The 14,309-nt window shown below is 46.4% G+C and carries 15 protein-coding genes and 1 pseudogene; 3 read left to right on the top strand and 13 right to left on the bottom strand.

The window, feature by feature from the left end; genetic code table 11:
- The first annotated feature begins 3 nt into the window (after window positions 1-3).
- Window positions 4-1,095: a type II Zorya anti-phage system protein ZorE gene (gene zorE, locus N6G83_RS39355; protein ID WP_211134691.1), complete on the top strand. Its 1,092-nt coding sequence runs from the start codon at window positions 4-6 to the stop codon at window positions 1,093-1,095.
- A gap of 111 nt (window positions 1,096-1,206) precedes the next feature.
- Here zorE and N6G83_RS39350 read toward each other — a convergent pair.
- The 13 genes and pseudogenes from N6G83_RS39350 to N6G83_RS39290 form a co-directional block, all read right to left on the bottom strand.
- Window positions 1,207-1,522 (bottom strand): annotated as a pseudogene (locus N6G83_RS39350) (S-adenosylhomocysteine hydrolase).
- 470 nt (window positions 1,523-1,992) lie between these two features.
- Window positions 1,993-3,309, bottom strand: a complete 1,317-nt coding sequence (locus N6G83_RS39345; RefSeq protein WP_211134692.1) for an McrC family protein — start codon at window positions 3,307-3,309, stop codon at window positions 1,993-1,995.
- Window positions 3,306-5,369, bottom strand: a complete 2,064-nt coding sequence (locus N6G83_RS39340; protein ID WP_211134693.1) for an McrB family protein — start codon at window positions 5,367-5,369, stop codon at window positions 3,306-3,308. The genes N6G83_RS39345 and N6G83_RS39340 overlap by 4 nt, the downstream gene beginning before the upstream one ends.
- Before the next feature lie 186 nt (window positions 5,370-5,555).
- Window positions 5,556-6,386 carry a DUF4942 domain-containing protein gene (locus tag N6G83_RS39335; RefSeq protein WP_211134714.1) on the bottom strand — a complete coding sequence of 277 codons (831 nt, stop codon included), beginning with the start codon at window positions 6,384-6,386 and terminating at the stop codon, window positions 5,556-5,558.
- Between the two features lie 113 nt (window positions 6,387-6,499).
- The gene (locus N6G83_RS39330; RefSeq protein WP_161741367.1) at window positions 6,500-6,820 is read right to left on the bottom strand and encodes a TA system toxin CbtA family protein; all 321 of its coding nucleotides are present in this window, start codon (window positions 6,818-6,820) and stop codon (window positions 6,500-6,502) included.
- 36 nt (window positions 6,821-6,856) lie between these two features.
- A complete protein-coding gene (locus N6G83_RS39325) occupies window positions 6,857-7,180 on the bottom strand; it encodes a type IV toxin-antitoxin system YeeU family antitoxin (protein WP_211134694.1) in 324 nt (107 codons plus the stop codon).
- Window positions 7,181-7,192: 12 nt separating this feature from the next.
- Entirely contained in the window at window positions 7,193-7,663 is a 471-nt protein-coding gene (locus N6G83_RS39320; RefSeq protein WP_211134695.1) for a JAB domain-containing protein, read from the bottom strand.
- A gap of 70 nt (window positions 7,664-7,733) precedes the next feature.
- On the bottom strand, window positions 7,734-8,555 hold the full coding sequence (locus N6G83_RS39315; protein WP_211134696.1) for a DUF932 domain-containing protein: 822 nt from the start codon (window positions 8,553-8,555) through the stop codon (window positions 7,734-7,736).
- 121 nt (window positions 8,556-8,676) lie between these two features.
- Window positions 8,677-9,129 (bottom strand): IrmA family protein, encoded by a 453-nt coding sequence (locus tag N6G83_RS39310; RefSeq protein ID WP_211134697.1) that lies wholly within the window; start codon window positions 9,127-9,129, stop codon window positions 8,677-8,679.
- 125 nt (window positions 9,130-9,254) lie between these two features.
- Entirely contained in the window at window positions 9,255-9,887 is a 633-nt protein-coding gene (locus N6G83_RS39305; RefSeq protein ID WP_211134698.1) for a hypothetical protein, read from the bottom strand.
- Window positions 9,888-9,892: 5 nt separating this feature from the next.
- Window positions 9,893-10,594, bottom strand: coding sequence for a WYL domain-containing protein (locus N6G83_RS39300; RefSeq protein WP_024484792.1), 702 nt, complete (start codon window positions 10,592-10,594; stop codon window positions 9,893-9,895).
- Window positions 10,595-10,806: 212 nt separating this feature from the next.
- Window positions 10,807-11,682 carry a GTPase family protein gene (locus N6G83_RS39295; RefSeq protein WP_211134699.1) on the bottom strand — a complete coding sequence of 292 codons (876 nt, stop codon included), beginning with the start codon at window positions 11,680-11,682 and terminating at the stop codon, window positions 10,807-10,809.
- Between the two features lie 97 nt (window positions 11,683-11,779).
- Window positions 11,780-12,625 (bottom strand): hypothetical protein, encoded by an 846-nt coding sequence (locus tag N6G83_RS39290; protein WP_260524144.1) that lies wholly within the window; start codon window positions 12,623-12,625, stop codon window positions 11,780-11,782.
- Between the two features lie 604 nt (window positions 12,626-13,229).
- Between N6G83_RS39290 and N6G83_RS39285 the strand changes: the two genes are divergently transcribed.
- The gene (locus N6G83_RS39285) at window positions 13,230-13,808 is read left to right on the top strand and encodes an inovirus-type Gp2 protein (RefSeq protein ID WP_211134701.1); all 579 of its coding nucleotides are present in this window, start codon (window positions 13,230-13,232) and stop codon (window positions 13,806-13,808) included.
- A gap of 109 nt (window positions 13,809-13,917) precedes the next feature.
- Window positions 13,918-14,124, top strand: a complete 207-nt coding sequence (locus N6G83_RS39280; protein WP_021807839.1) for a helix-turn-helix transcriptional regulator — start codon at window positions 13,918-13,920, stop codon at window positions 14,122-14,124.
- Window positions 14,125-14,309 lie beyond the last annotated feature (185 nt).

Raw genomic sequence — 14,309 nt, 5'->3', positions numbered from 1 at the left:
TTGATGAAATTATCTATCGATATTTCCGAATTAATTCAACTAGGCAAAAAAATGCTGCCTGAAGGGATTGACTTTTTACTGGATGAAACGCCAGTTATTTTTGCCCCTATAGACATTGAACTGTCAGCGGGTAAAGAAGTCAGTATTGCCGATTTAGATCCTGGAAGTGGTTTGATTTCTTATCAGGGTCGCCAGGTCCTGTTATATATTCGCGATCATACACGAAGCTATGACATGGCTATTGAGAATGGTGAAAAAGGGAAAAGATTCCATATATCCTGGTGTAGAACTTTAGATGATATGCGCCAGAGAAATAGATTTGAGAGATATCATGCTACAAACCGTTCTGATGGCTTTTTTGAGATTGATGACGGACTAGGCCGAAGCCAAGATGTTGACTTAAGGGTTTGTATGAACTGCCTTGAACGGCTTAATTACAAAGGTAGCATTGATAAAAAACAAAAAAGAGCGGTATTTAATTCGTTCTCTTTAAATGATTTTTTCTCACATTATAGTACTTGTTTCCGTTATATGCCTAAAGGAATTCATGATAAAGCAAATAGTGGTTATGTAGATAACTGGAAAGAAATCTCTCGTTCTGTTCGTGAGCAAGAAAATTACACATGTAGTAACTGTCGCCTTAACTTAAACTCCTCGCGCCATCTTTGTGATGTTCATCATAAGAATGGAGTAAAATACGATAATTCAGCAGAAAACCTACGTGTCTTGTGCAAAGACTGTCATAGAAAACAACCGTTCCATCAAGGAATATTTGTCAATAAAACTGAAATGGAAACTATTCAACAGTTACGTTCTCAACAAGGATTATTAAAAACAGACTCTTGGAAAAATATCTATGAACTCACCGATCCATCTATTCATGGCGATATTAACATTATGCAGCATAAAGGGTATCAGCTGCCGGTGCTTGGACTAAGCTTACAAAGTACTGATCATAAAACGGTTGCAACCGTAGAAGTCGCGTGGCCTACATTAAAAATTGCAGTGAGCTTAACTGAAGTGCAGGTAGAAGATTGGGAAATATTCACCGTAGGTGAGCTCGTAAAAAAAATACAATCTGGAATTATCTTTTAATTTTTATAATATGAACTCAACTCTAGTCTGACAGAATCTTAATAAAAATTTTTCTGTCAGATCGGAGGGTTAAAATCATATAATATACCGAACTAATTCTATTAGCTAAACTCATATTGAGTTAAATAATCCATTTAATTTTCTATTCCCTACTGGCAAGACTCGCTTAAAGCACGGTGAGGTTTTGATTTCTAATACAGCAGCAGAGCCATCGGGAGCTGCGGGCATTAACTTACCAGTAATCGCATTCTGCCGCGCTTTGGTGTAGATACACTAACCTACTTTTCAGCAGTAGCCCTTCTTTAATCAATTCACGCAGCACTCTGCCAATCTGATCGTAGCCAGCGGGATCTTTGAAATCGTCACGAGTGAAAACATAACTCTTCGAACGTTTCAGCCGCGACTGAACACGGGCTGTTGTAGTCACGCCATCCTCCTCTGATCATTTTTAATCATAGTAAGCATATGACACATTACCTACTACTCCACTAGCGTCTTTGGACACTGGTTAGCAATGAAATCATTAAGTTTTTTCGTCCAATCAATCCGGTAGCAAAGCAAATGGCCAACGTTCGTACTTAAACCGTAAGTTGATGCCGATTGAATCAGGTTGACTAAAAAAGCGCAGAAGTCTTGCGGGGGCCAAACTCCAGGCACAAAAAAAGCCGCTCGAAGGCGACTTGATTTGCGTACTGACTAATGGTGCGAAGGCCGGACTCGCACATGCCAATCAACTAACTGATTTCAATATGATTTATTATTAACACTTAGAGTTTGTACCCGCACTTGTACCCACAAACGAAAATCCGTACAAAAATCAGACAGCGCAAGCGGGTACAGAGCTATATCAGTACAACACCGTTGTGGCTAATTGTACGAAAGAGAATAACACGGATTTTAAATCAAGCTTTTCCCATCAGGGAAACGCAGGCCAGAACTTTGCAAACTGGCACCAATGAAAAATGGCACAATCCATAAACGCAACGGGTTTTCCGTTTGATGGCTGAATTCATATGGATAAGGTAACGGCTGACTAAAACCCTCATGCGAAGGATAAATCAGCAGCATATCCCCTATCCCCTCCTGATAGTTCACACCGTAAGCCAGCATCTGGTAGAGGTCAGCCTGCGATTGTTCGAGTGTCGCCTTTCCGCTCTCCACCATTTTCCATTTAACATCACAAATCATCGCCTGATCCCCATTCTCCCCACGAGGTCGTAGATGGATATCGGGTCTAAGCTTAAATACTCCTTTGCCATTGAGACGAACCAAGGTGTGTGAATCCACCTGTGCCTTCACATGCCAGTTATCGTTATAACGATGACGCATCCATGCAGTCACAAAAGATTCAAACACAGCTTCCATTGGGAAAAGCAGTGAAATTGCGTTGGCGTCGCCCTGCATGCAGTGGGGCGACTGCCCCATCAAAATCAGCCGCGCCCACGCCAAGGCAAGTTCATAGTGACGCATATGTCGGTCAAAACGTACCTGGTCGAATGCGATGCGAACATCACCGACAGGCGTGATGTCGTCAAAGTGCACCTGCAAAGAGTTAACTTGTAGTAGTAGCTGTGGGTTGCTGATCTGACGGCGAATTTTATCGATGGCGGTTTTCAGTATCCGGTTCTCCGGACGTTCAGAGCTATAATCGTCAAACTCCACCTGAAAGCGATCCCGACGCACACAGTTTTTGCTTATTTGAGCTGAGACCCGTAACTTCCCTTTCATCCAAGGAAGATTGTCCTGCTGGCGTAAATAGTCACGCTTTAGACCCTGGCGCACAATCTGCTGTACGCTATCGATAAACTGCTGAATAAAAACATCCATCAGCGGCATCTTCGAGGTTCGAACTCTGGATGCTGAAGTGGCTATATGGCGAAATGATTTTAGCGTGCGTAGCATCATCAAAAGCTGCTGACGTGCAATATCAATGTTCTCATCACGCCGCCCCGTTTTTGGCAACACTTCAATAAACGCATTACCCGGAAGAGAGATAACACCAGCATAGTTTTTTACCTGCAGCGTTTTTACGCCTCCCCGACTTCCAAGGGTGAGCAGACGGTGAGTGTTATCCGCGTCATCTTTCAGGCAACGTTGCTCAAGCCACTCAAACAGGTGCGGAGGCAGCGAGACCGCATTATTTATGCGGCCACTGTCTTTGTCGCTAATCAGGTGCCCATATTCGAAGACGGTAAAGTCCTTACGAGACTTCATTCCCCACTCACCGGGTTACCTTTATGTGGCGCATAAATTTGTTGCCAGGCGAGCGGGTTATCCCAAACCTTGTCGTCCTCAGGGGCTAGATGGAAACTGGCACCTATATCATGCAGATCTTCAGTTCCGTTATTGCCAAAAAGATCGGCAAACTGTTTCTGGTCTTTCACCTCGCACACGAACTGTAGCTGCGGGTTTCCGCTTTTCTGATTGTCGCCCAACACCATACGAATTTTTTGCCAGTCGTTGTAGAAGTACTCCTCCAACAGAGGCAGCACCTTGTTTCGCATGATCCGCTTGAGCCTTTCAAATGCCAGGCCTTCGTCCTCTTTTACCTGAACTACTGGGATGAAAAAGGCATGGCCTAGTGTATGTTCTCTGTCGTATAGCACCTCAATCCGGTCATTCAAGGTCTGCAGTAGACGTGGCAGATCAATACCTTTGACAACAGTTTCTTTTAGAACGGTGATATCCGGCAGCATCGCTTCAAACTCGAATCGGCGACGCAGGGCGGTATCCAGTGCGGTGAGCGAACGGTCAGCAGTGTTCATGGTGCCGATTAAATAGAGATTATTCGGTACGCTGAACGAACTGGAAGAGTAAGGCAGCATCACGCTAAGCGCCTCCGGTTCCCCGGCACGTTTAGAGGTTTCTATCAGGGTGATCAGTTCGCCGAAGATTTTGGAGATGTTGCCCCGGTTAATCTCGTCAATAATCAGAACGTAGTTTTGCCGTTTTTCAGATACAGATTCCTGTGGGTTGGAAGGCAAACCTTCCTGTTTAATGAGGTAATTAAGGATACTACGTACATATGAAGGATTGTGTACCTTTGCCTGAGGGTTTTGGTAAACCAGACTGATATTCTTGAGGTAAGCATTGTAACCCTGCCCTAAATCCTCTTTTTTCGATTGCGACGGGAAGATACCAAAGGTGGTCTGGCTCTTGTAAGCCAGTTGGAAGGTTTTGCCCTGCAGCGTTTCAAGGGTAATGCTTCCACTTTCAGATAAACGTTCTTGTAGGCGGGCAAGCGCCTCGTCAAGCTTCTGCTGAACACCGGCGTGACCAAAAGCAGCATCTTCACAAATTTGCTTAAAAATGCCCGCTTTGATTTCGTAGCGTACATTGCCATCATCGGTGGTTTCTGCTCTTAGCCCTTCGATAAACTCTTCATAGCCAAAACTCTGATGGAAGGTGATAAAGCGCACCCGCTTTTCAGCAATCAGGCGGTCATAAACCTTTTTCAGCTCACGGCGTTTTTCGTTCTCTTCTTTGCCTTCCTGCAGCGAGTAGGCTGCTGGTTCGCAGGCGCGTACGGCTAGCTCGATGGTACAGTAAGTTTTACCGGTACCTGGAGGTCCGTAGAGGATAGTATTTTTTGGCAGTTGCGGAGTGGTAAGCTCCTCGTCTTGCTCGTCCTCCGGCAAGGCAGTCTCACTACCGATTAACCCAATATCATTCTTCTTCTGAATCACCTGCGTGTAGAGATGCCAGAGCGACATATTCAGTTCGATAGGATCGACATCATCGCCCAATGCTCGGTGCAACGCTTTCTTGAGATCAAGGTTGCGAGCGAACCACTCCTGCCCCTCAGAAAGGCCAAGTTGAAAATGGTTATTGCAATAGTTGTAACTGCTGAAAAAATTGCTGACATTCACGACGTTAGTAATTTTCGACGGGTAGAGCGCAGCAAAGGCTCGATGGCAGAGTGCCATGTACACCTTGTTCAATATCCCGTCTGTTTTCAGTTTAACAAGGCCCTTAATCACCCGGTCGTAGTTGTCCTGCGTACACTTCTCTGCCATCTGGCGGGTAAGATCGAGTAGCTGTTTTTGCGCCATTTCGAATTCAAACTGGGACATGCCACCTCGCTTGAGGCTAGAGATGCCATTTTTGCGTTCATACCAAATCTGCCGAATCGTATCCTCAGAGAAGTTAGGTTTTTCGGCTTGGATCTGTTCTACGAGCTGGCGATAGTCCTTGCCCCAGTTTGAGTCGTACTGGTTGTTTTTTGAGATATGAGAACGAAAGAAAGGGGCTAATGCAGAGGAATCCTGAACCATCACATACTCCGTGTGTAGGGTGATTTAAAATTGGGATACTCGCATCTTATCGAATTAATCTAAAGTTCTCACTGCCTGTTAAGGGAAGGCAGCGAGAAATTCAGTTAAGTGCGATTAATAACATATTCAGTGAGTTACTTACTAGGTAGCTCACTTCACTATCCGAAGGCACAAAACTCACAGTAACTATTTCCCCAACATTCCTGGATAGTGCTTTGCGATGATGTCGTTCATCTTTTCTATGAGCTCTGGACGCTTGAACGTCAGATGCGCGGTTCCCTTCTGAAAGTAACGAATGCTGAAGAAATCATCTACGTACGACTGCACACTCGGATGATCGCGAATATGTTCCATTAGCCGGGTCGTGACATCACCGCGATTGTCAGGGATCGGTTTACCATCCAGCAGGTACAGCATTCTCTCCAGGTCAGCCAGTTGGTCTCGCCGCCAGCCCCAGTTAAGACTGAATCCCCAGCGGTTATGCTTCACCAAGTTGTTAATGATGATCTTCTTACCGAACCTGCAGGGACTATTAGTTTTATAATCCCATGACAATCCTCTGAAAACATTGATGATCCCACGCTCAAATACATCTATTTTATTCAGATGCAACTGCTCAAAGGTACTGAGGATATTCGCCTCGCTGATTGCAGGAAGCTCCCCCTCCTCTAGGTTCTTATGCCACTGATCGCGAGCCTGAGCATCCATCAAGGCCATCATGCCAGACTTCAACATTAAATCGCGCCAGATACTGCGATCGATATTGCGAGTGATCGCAGGCATCGCTTTATCAGCCTTTTCTGTCAGCCAACTGTCGTAGCGGTGTTCAGCCTTCATCGCCCAGTCTTGCGCTGTACCACCGCCGATTTCTGAGGTTAACCGGGAAATAGCATCAAGCTGCTCGATGATTTGTGTAATCTGCATCAGTGCAGAATCGCGACCAGTGACAATGCGTTCGATACTGGTCGAAAGGATGAGTTCATTGTGTTCCGTCAACACGTCGGGTTCTGTTTGCATCGCTAATCGTCCATAAAAGCAAACACGCCTGCCGGGAGTGGCAGGCGCATTATGCGATGAATAAAAAGAGTGGAAAGTGCAGAGATAAAAATCAGGAATGAGGATCGAAAAATTTACGTATTCATCAGCCCGGTAGCACGTCTTGCTCTGAGAATATCGGTAGCAGTCAGGAATGGTGTCTGCTCCTGCCATGTGAAACCCTTACGATCAGTGCGCACCAGTTCATAGCGTTCCACCAGGAAATTCACTGCATCAGCAAGTGTTATTCCCGCTTCAATATGTTCCTGAATGGCCGCGTCGTTGTGGAATGGCGTGTCGTTAAGCGTCAGTCCGTAATGGTGATCCAGCAGATACGTTAACAGTTGCTGCCAGACCTGCACGGGCGACAGGCGTGACGAAACCGGCACCGTGGCCGGTACAGATGAAATGTGCATGAGTTGAATCCTGATAATAGAAGAAGAGAGAAGGTGTTATTGGGTTGGATAAATAGAAATGTAAACGTAGCCGCAACTACCACGGGTATCAGCTATGCAGGTTAAACTCGCAAGCTGAATGGTCACCTGATGTTGCTGGTGTGGGTTTAGCTCACCGGAATGCAGCATTGCTTCCAGCAGATCTATAAACAGCGGGAAAGCCTGATCCAGTTTATGTAATTGCTCCGGGCTAAAGCTCCCCGTCAACCCAGCCCTGTCAGCTAGGTAATGCAGCCGGTTACCTTCCTGAACCAATCTTGCGCCAAATCGTGGGGTGATATCGCTTTGTAAACCCCATTCATGAGGTGGTGTTAATGGCATGAAAACCTCCGTTTAAAGCAACCCCTGCTCAGCAAAAGAAACCACTTCATTCCCAACCACAAGATGATCCAGCACTCGCACTTCGACCAGTGCCAACGCTTTTACGATCTGCTGAGTAACATGTTTGTCCTGCTGGCTGATTTCTGTCGTACCTGACGGATGGTTGTGCGCCAGAATTACTGCAGCGGCGTTGTGGCGCAGAGCCGCTTTCACCAGCTCACGGGGATGTACTTCGGTATGGCTGATGGAGCCTGTAAACAACGCTTCGTGCCCCAGCAGGCAATGTTGGTTATCAAGGTACATCACGAGAAATACCTCCCGCTCCTCGCTAGCCAGTTGTAACTGTACCCAGCTTTTAGCAACACTGGTGGCGGTAAACTGTTCACCCGGCTGGCGTTGATATTTCTCCAGCAAGCGCAGGGCTCGCCGGATAATGCGCTGCTCGTTTGCCGGGAATACCGGGGATAGATGAAGTACAGACATATCAGTTCCTTAAAACACTAAGCCCCGCCGGTTTATCGACAGGTCCTGAAGGGAGTGAGGGCAAAAAGATTCATGAAGCAAGCTGCAGCATATTCTCGGCCATCACCCACAGAGCGCGGTTAAGCTTCACATCACCGTCGATACCTTTTACAGCACGAGTGTGGGCACGTTTGCCTTTGGTCGTTCGCCCTGACAGCCCGCCTTTAATCAGGTTTTCCTGAATACGCTGGTAAGTGGTCCACAGGTCATTGTTTTCGTCCTGCCAGCGGCGGGGGGAAAGGATCTGCGATTCCGTTACCGGCTGATGCTCTTCACCAAAGCGATAGGTTAATGCTGCTTTTGCCATCGCCTGTTGAGCGGGTGGTGGTAACAGCAGCGACTGCATGGCATCGCGCTTCTCTTCCACTCGGTCAAATATCCCCAGTATTTCGTAAGCCCCTTCAATGACTTTCTCCACCACATTGCCTTTATGCGGCACGCACACCTCACCAAAACTCTCACCGCAAATCAGTCCATTTTGGCAAACAGATCTAAATAGCCCCGGCAACATCTGGTATGAACTGGAACCGTCATGGCTGTTAAGCAGAATGATTTCTGGCACCTGCTTGCCAGTGATTTGGCCTTCGCGGCGCAGACGCAGCATGTGTTTGGTATGCTCTCGCTTGCTCTGATCGCGTACACGGGTCTGGCAGGCAAAGAACGGCTGGAAGCCTTCACGTTTTAGGTTATCAAGCAGGGTAATCGTCGGAATGTAGGTATAGCGTTCACTGCGGGATGCATGCTTTTCTTCGCTGAATATGCTCGGCACATAGTGCGCCAGTTCATCACGGGTTAGCGGGCGGTCGCGGCGTACAAGATTGACCGCACCAAAGCGGCTGGCTAATCGAGTCATGGTTAGTTCCTTATTCTGAGATTAAAAACGAAAAGGCCATGTTTCCCGAAGGGAGCATGGCCTGATGTGTAGTGAGGAGATTGTGTTAAGTTAAGGTTTGGCAGATGCATAGCTAAGCCAGTTATGATGACTTATTCCCGGCAACCGATACTGACAGTGGCTGGTAATACTGTGGGTCGAAAACGGACAGTGGCAGCCTAACCTGATGGCCGTTGCGCTCTTCGGTCGCCTTCATGATTTCAACGGCACTGACGTTTTCAACACATTCATGCTCCAGAAAAGCCTCCTGAGAACGGGTAGCGTCGCTATCGCCAAAGGGGGCAACGTCCATGGTTCCCGTCGCCAGCGTGTTGCCCGCCTTGTCTTTCAGCCTCAGCGAAACAGACAGTGGGCCAAAACCCACACCGCTACCACCATCATCCAGACGGAACTGATACGCGCAGATATTACCGGGAGTCCACACGGTATCGGTGTTGCGGATGCTGATATAGCGTTGTTCGTCAGCATAAGCGGATGACAGGTGGCACAGCATTAAACCGGCGATGACAGGTAAGGCTTTAACAAATTGGCTCATGGGTGGCGCGATTTTGCGGTAAATAGGCTTTGCCCATACCCTTGCCGTCGTGAGAGCCGGTATCGCAATAACCTTCTGATAATCCTTTTCCATCGATCTTTGCCTTTAGTGGTATTGAGAAGAAGTCAGCAGTTTCTTGTGCGGCGACATAATTCAGCGAGACTTTGCTGTGCCACCCATTGCTGGAGCTTTCGGTCTTCTTCCGAACGTTTAGCAGCCAAAACGGCCTGCTGTTGTTTATTCACACAGTTATCCGGCATGACCATAACTACCTGTGGGCTGAATTGCTGCCTGATTTTAGCCAGCTCGTTTTCCACATTATCGACGCGAGGATAGCCATAGAGAACATTCTGCTCGGCCTCGTCTCTTGCCCAGAATTTGTTATCAATAATGGCGAAATAACATCCATTTCCGTTATTCTCTCCCTGGTAGACCGTTTCAATATCGTTGTAATTACCGCTAAGTGGATTCAATTTCAGCTGACGGATGGTGTGAGCTTTCTTGTCAGCCAGGAAAATTGCACCGCCGCCACGGACACGTAGCAGAAACTGTTTCGTCCACGGGTAGTTATCAATCACGCTGGCTTGATAGAGCATGTTGTGCAGCTTATTGTCATCCATGCCATCGGCGGATTTCCAACCGTCAGCCTGCATGTATTGCCAGGCTTTGACTGTGCCGACGGTGTTTCCAGCGTTAGCCGGAAAAACAGCACCAAGGCAAAAACTGGCGGCCAGCACTGTAGTGGTAAGCAATTTCATCGTGATTATTCCTTCTGAGGTATAAGCCCGCCGTCAGTTGCGACAAGCAATGAATGGAAAAAGCGAAAGTGGGGTAAAGCCTGAAGAAAATCCGGGTGAGAGAGGATGTCGCGCATCACTATATCCGGGGCGAAGCTGCCGTTGTGGAGCGTGACCGCCCGAATATCGGTCAGGGGAAAAACGGCAATCCGGGCCTGATGCTCACCCGTCAGATACCACTCGCCCTCACGCAGAACCAAGCGATAGGGAGCAAGGTCTGTGCAGCGACAACCGCTTCCCAGTAGCGTCACCTTCCGGTGTTCCGATACTGCGCTCACCAGTCGTGTGAACACGCCCAAGTCTGGGGATGACGCTTGGGCCACTCCCTGCCAGATAAGGCAGGGAGACTCACCAGGACCGCTCAACAGTGAAGCGACCAGATGGTTATCCATACCAGGAAACAGTGCTTCAACGCCCGACTGGCGGGCAAATGTCATCACAGCCAGCTCTCTCTGGCGGCCGCCGGACAGCAAGCGACACTGACCCTTGCGATACTCTAGATCCAGATACATCAGCCGTTCCCGAAAGTCCCGGCGCAGGGTACGAACCGACACGCCAAATTCAGTTGCCAACGTTCGCAAATCCAGCGTTTCACCCGCAACCAGACGGCTGATAATTAACGACAGCCTGACGGCAAGCCGGTCATGACGGCGTTCAGCCTGAGTCATGAGACAGGTTCTCCAGTGAGATAATTAGCTGAAAATAAAACAGTTATTTTAACGAGGGGCAGGGACAGGGAATGGACACAAGAAGACGTATTTTTTACTGTTGCCGAACTCAACTGTGACGGGGCTTAGAGAGAAAACATACCAAATTCGATAGCTTATAAAACGTCATAACGGACAGGGTATGTCCCTAAGATTACGGCAGGTGCGCCAGCTCAGAAGAAAATCCAGTCCCAAACGGCACGGGCAACGGATACCACGGCCTCGCGGACGGTACGAATGATCGCTTTTAGTGGTGCGGGAATAAATGATGCCACTTCCGCAGAATCAAACACTTCTCCAACCGCATGACCAAAACCCTCACGCGCCTGCTTTTTTACCGGTTCACTGCATAACCTCCCGTGCAGTTGCGTCGCCAGAGGGCTGGTGGCACGGTCAGGCAGGCAACGCATCATGGTTTCGACCATTGACGGTAGATTCCATTCTGTCCTTGCTGAAACAGCGCTCACTGGATGGCTCGGTGAAAACAGCTGGCGAATGGAGTCCAGCTTGGACTCGATATTAGCCAACTGGTGCGGTGATGGCGTATTGCTGGTGGCGTTCCATTCATGGCAAGGTTCGATTTTGTCGACCTGGTTAATGACAAACAGTATTCGCTGTTGGTAGCCCGTCATCCCCCGTCGGTAGAAACGTTCATCGACGGAGAAAGCACGATCATCGGCTTTGATAACCCACAGGATTAAATCCAGCTCAGGGAGGATACGGCGATACAGAGATTCATATTCGCTATCCCGTTGCTCACTCTCGCCTACACCGGGTAGGTCTACCAGTATCAGGCTATGCTCACCACTGCTCAGCCGCAATCGCAGTACGTCACGGGTGCAGGCTTGGACATCACTGACGGGCGTGACCTCACCCTGGAAAAGCGCATTGCAGAGCGACGATTTTCCTGCACCTGTTTTTCCCATGATACCTATGACAGGTTCGTAGTGAGTGAGCTTTTGAATATGGTCAAAAATATGCTTGCTGATGGCATGGGGGAGTGAAGCCAGCGGCTTTTCGATAGCCTGCAAACTTTCTGATTTTTTCATGAAACAACCTCAGACAGAAAAACAAAACCCTCGAGCCTGAATGGTTTCGGGGGGGATTCACAGAGATAATATCTGTCTGAAATTTTTTTGAATATTATTATTTCTTTGCGATTTTATTTTTGTATGCAACTTTAATTGCATGTTCAACTACCTTGTCGTTCGATATGCATCCGTCCAAAGCCAAAGTCCTTAACATTCGATGACTATCTTCAGAAATGTAGATATTAAGTGGCTTTAGTTTTTTAGTTACTTTGTTTTTCAATCTATTTTTTTGTGTCGCCCATGCACTTTTGAACTTAATTTTAAATAAACTTACAGTATCAGGTGACTCTGAGTTTTTCTTTTTCCATTCGAAGTATAGGGCGTAGCACCATGCAAGAGTTTCGTCTCTAGCATTACCACAAACACGCACACCTGAAGATGGAATATGCTTCTCTAGATAACCTTTTAACCAACCATAAACATCATTTTCTTGAGAGTGAAAATCACTAAAAATATTTTCATGCTCAATTAATTTAGCCCATTCTATTGCTTTAGATTTCATAAACTCCTTAGGTGTTATACTAAGTGGCCAGCTGTGAATTACCTTTCTGATATTCTGTATCCTGACAAGATGATCGGGCGGTAAAGAATCTGGAGACAAAATATCAAGAATCCCCGTTCCCAACGTCATTCCTTGCGTTTTAGAATATAATTCACATGCCAACCACAGGCTCGCACGAGCATCACTTTTAAACCATCCAAGATCAACTTCCGTAGGGAAGGAAAATGATTGATAGCTTTCCACCTCAGCAAATAAATTGTCTAAATCCTGCTCATTATGACCAAGAGACTGGCAGTGTTTTCTGACACGTTCGAGATAGGTGCGATAATTTTTATCACCTGCATGTGATGGGCAATTAATATTGTATCGCTGTAGTGCATTTTCCAGGATTTTTATCATCTCACCATCATTACGAACTATCCGAACCATTTTCAATCTCCCACACCAATAAAATCACTTAGTGATTTACAGTAATTTAAAGTTACATATCATTTTGTTTTACAGGCATTTCACATTTATTTCAAGTGAAAAAATTTGACGTGATCATGGTCTAATGTTACGCAATTACTGGATGCATTGGTATCTGAGTGGTGATTCTATTACAAAAATTTAGCGACAGGAACGTCTATCAGGGCGTGGAACAGTTCAAGGATAAGACAGTCATATCCACAAATTCAGGGTGACTCAAAAGTTAGTAAGAACAAAACTGCGGTACTATTACTTTTTTGATGGCATATTCGGTCTATGATCTTGTTGCCAGTTCGTATCCTCCGTCGAGCGTGATTTTCCATCATCCTCGATTATCGCCTCAGAAAAGGGGGTTATGCTGTAAGCAGTCATGATAGGGAATTAAGGTTAATTAATATTATTAAAAGAAGTACATATACCTATCACCTCCCGTATACGTTAAAGATGATAAGCATGTACTGGATAAACCTATCGACTTATCCAAGTAAAAATTACAGGACTACATCTTCCTTTGAATCACTACTGAGGAAGAAAAATGAAAAGACCATTTAACGCCAACCCAAAGTATGAAATGGATAGTCTATTGCTAACTGATATCAATATGCATATGGAGGCGATGTTCCAGCGCTTTGCAAAATTACTACCTTTCAGGATCGACTTTGCCTATAAAAAGAACTCAGCAAGCTTTGGGCATGCCTGCAAACATTCAATGTATAACGAAGTCCAAATATTGATTAAAGAGTTCGAAAAATCCTTTCCAATTGTGGGCTATTACTGGGTGATAGAGTACACGAAGAGAAAAGGACTGCATGCCCATTTTGTTTGCTATCTGAATGGGCAATTTCAGAACTGTCATTATCCTGTGTCCCGAGCTATGGGGGATATTTGGAAACAAATAACAGATAATGATGGATATCATTACCTTTGTGTCTACAAAGATATTTACAAAATCAAAATTGGCAAGATTATCCGACATTTTGATACAGACGAGATCGATAATCTGCGTTATGTCATTAGCTATCTGGCTAAATGTGAGCAAAAGGAAAATGGCATCATCGCGGGTAAAAGCGTGATACCGGTAAAAAGCAAGCGAGGTAGACCACGCATACGCTGAACAACCTTCACTGACTTTTTACAGATTCACCGGTTGGTATGTCGGAGCTGGCATGAGTAATCATCAACCACGACTCCGGCTAACCCAAATGCTACCGGAGAACTCAATCATGACCATCAAACCTTCCTTACTTGAAGACCAATTTGTCGATATGGCATTTATCACCAGTCTTACCGGCTTAACCGATAAGTGGTTCTATAAGCTCATTAAAGATGGTGTCTTTCCGAAACCCATCAAGTTGGGGCGCAGTTCCCGCTGGCTACAAAGCGAAATAGAGTCCTGGTTGCAGGAGCGTATCAGCCAGTCTCGTCAGTAATCACCTTTCTGAAAACCATCAGCGTCATCTCCCCAAAGCGCAGTATGACGCTAGTTTGAACACTGCACATACGGATAATTCCCCCATGCAAGATACAATCGCTCGCTATGATTTTTTACTCAAAACTTACCAAAGCTGGCTTACTGACTTGACCAAACTGACTGTCAGGCATGGAATATGCCATC

Source organism: Serratia sp. PL7, from assembly GCF_945957435.1.
Note: the sequence above shows the minus strand (reverse complement) of the source record. Positions and strands in the feature narration are given on the sequence as shown.

Coding starts and splice junctions, on each gene's coding strand:
- zorE (WP_211134691.1), top strand. CDS start 4: ATGAAATTATCTATCGATATTTCCGAATTAATTCAACTAGGCAAAAAA.
- N6G83_RS39345 (WP_211134692.1), bottom strand. CDS start 3,309: ATGAAGTCTCGTAAGGACTTTACCGTCTTCGAATATGGGCACCTGATT.
- N6G83_RS39340 (WP_211134693.1), bottom strand. CDS start 5,369: ATGGTTCAGGATTCCTCTGCATTAGCCCCTTTCTTTCGTTCTCATATC.
- N6G83_RS39335 (WP_211134714.1), bottom strand. CDS start 6,386: ATGCAAACAGAACCCGACGTGTTGACGGAACACAATGAACTCATCCTT.
- N6G83_RS39330 (WP_161741367.1), bottom strand. CDS start 6,820: ATGCACATTTCATCTGTACCGGCCACGGTGCCGGTTTCGTCACGCCTG.
- N6G83_RS39325 (WP_211134694.1), bottom strand. CDS start 7,180: ATGCCATTAACACCACCTCATGAATGGGGTTTACAAAGCGATATCACC.
- N6G83_RS39320 (WP_211134695.1), bottom strand. CDS start 7,663: ATGTCTGTACTTCATCTATCCCCGGTATTCCCGGCAAACGAGCAGCGC.
- N6G83_RS39315 (WP_211134696.1), bottom strand. CDS start 8,555: ATGACTCGATTAGCCAGCCGCTTTGGTGCGGTCAATCTTGTACGCCGC.
- N6G83_RS39310 (WP_211134697.1), bottom strand. CDS start 9,129: ATGAGCCAATTTGTTAAAGCCTTACCTGTCATCGCCGGTTTAATGCTG.
- N6G83_RS39305 (WP_211134698.1), bottom strand. CDS start 9,887: ATGAAATTGCTTACCACTACAGTGCTGGCCGCCAGTTTTTGCCTTGGT.
- N6G83_RS39300 (WP_024484792.1), bottom strand. CDS start 10,594: ATGACTCAGGCTGAACGCCGTCATGACCGGCTTGCCGTCAGGCTGTCG.
- N6G83_RS39295 (WP_211134699.1), bottom strand. CDS start 11,682: ATGAAAAAATCAGAAAGTTTGCAGGCTATCGAAAAGCCGCTGGCTTCA.
- N6G83_RS39290 (WP_260524144.1), bottom strand. CDS start 12,625: ATGATAAAAATCCTGGAAAATGCACTACAGCGATACAATATTAATTGC.
- N6G83_RS39285 (WP_211134701.1), top strand. CDS start 13,230: ATGAAAAGACCATTTAACGCCAACCCAAAGTATGAAATGGATAGTCTA.
- N6G83_RS39280 (WP_021807839.1), top strand. CDS start 13,918: ATGACCATCAAACCTTCCTTACTTGAAGACCAATTTGTCGATATGGCA.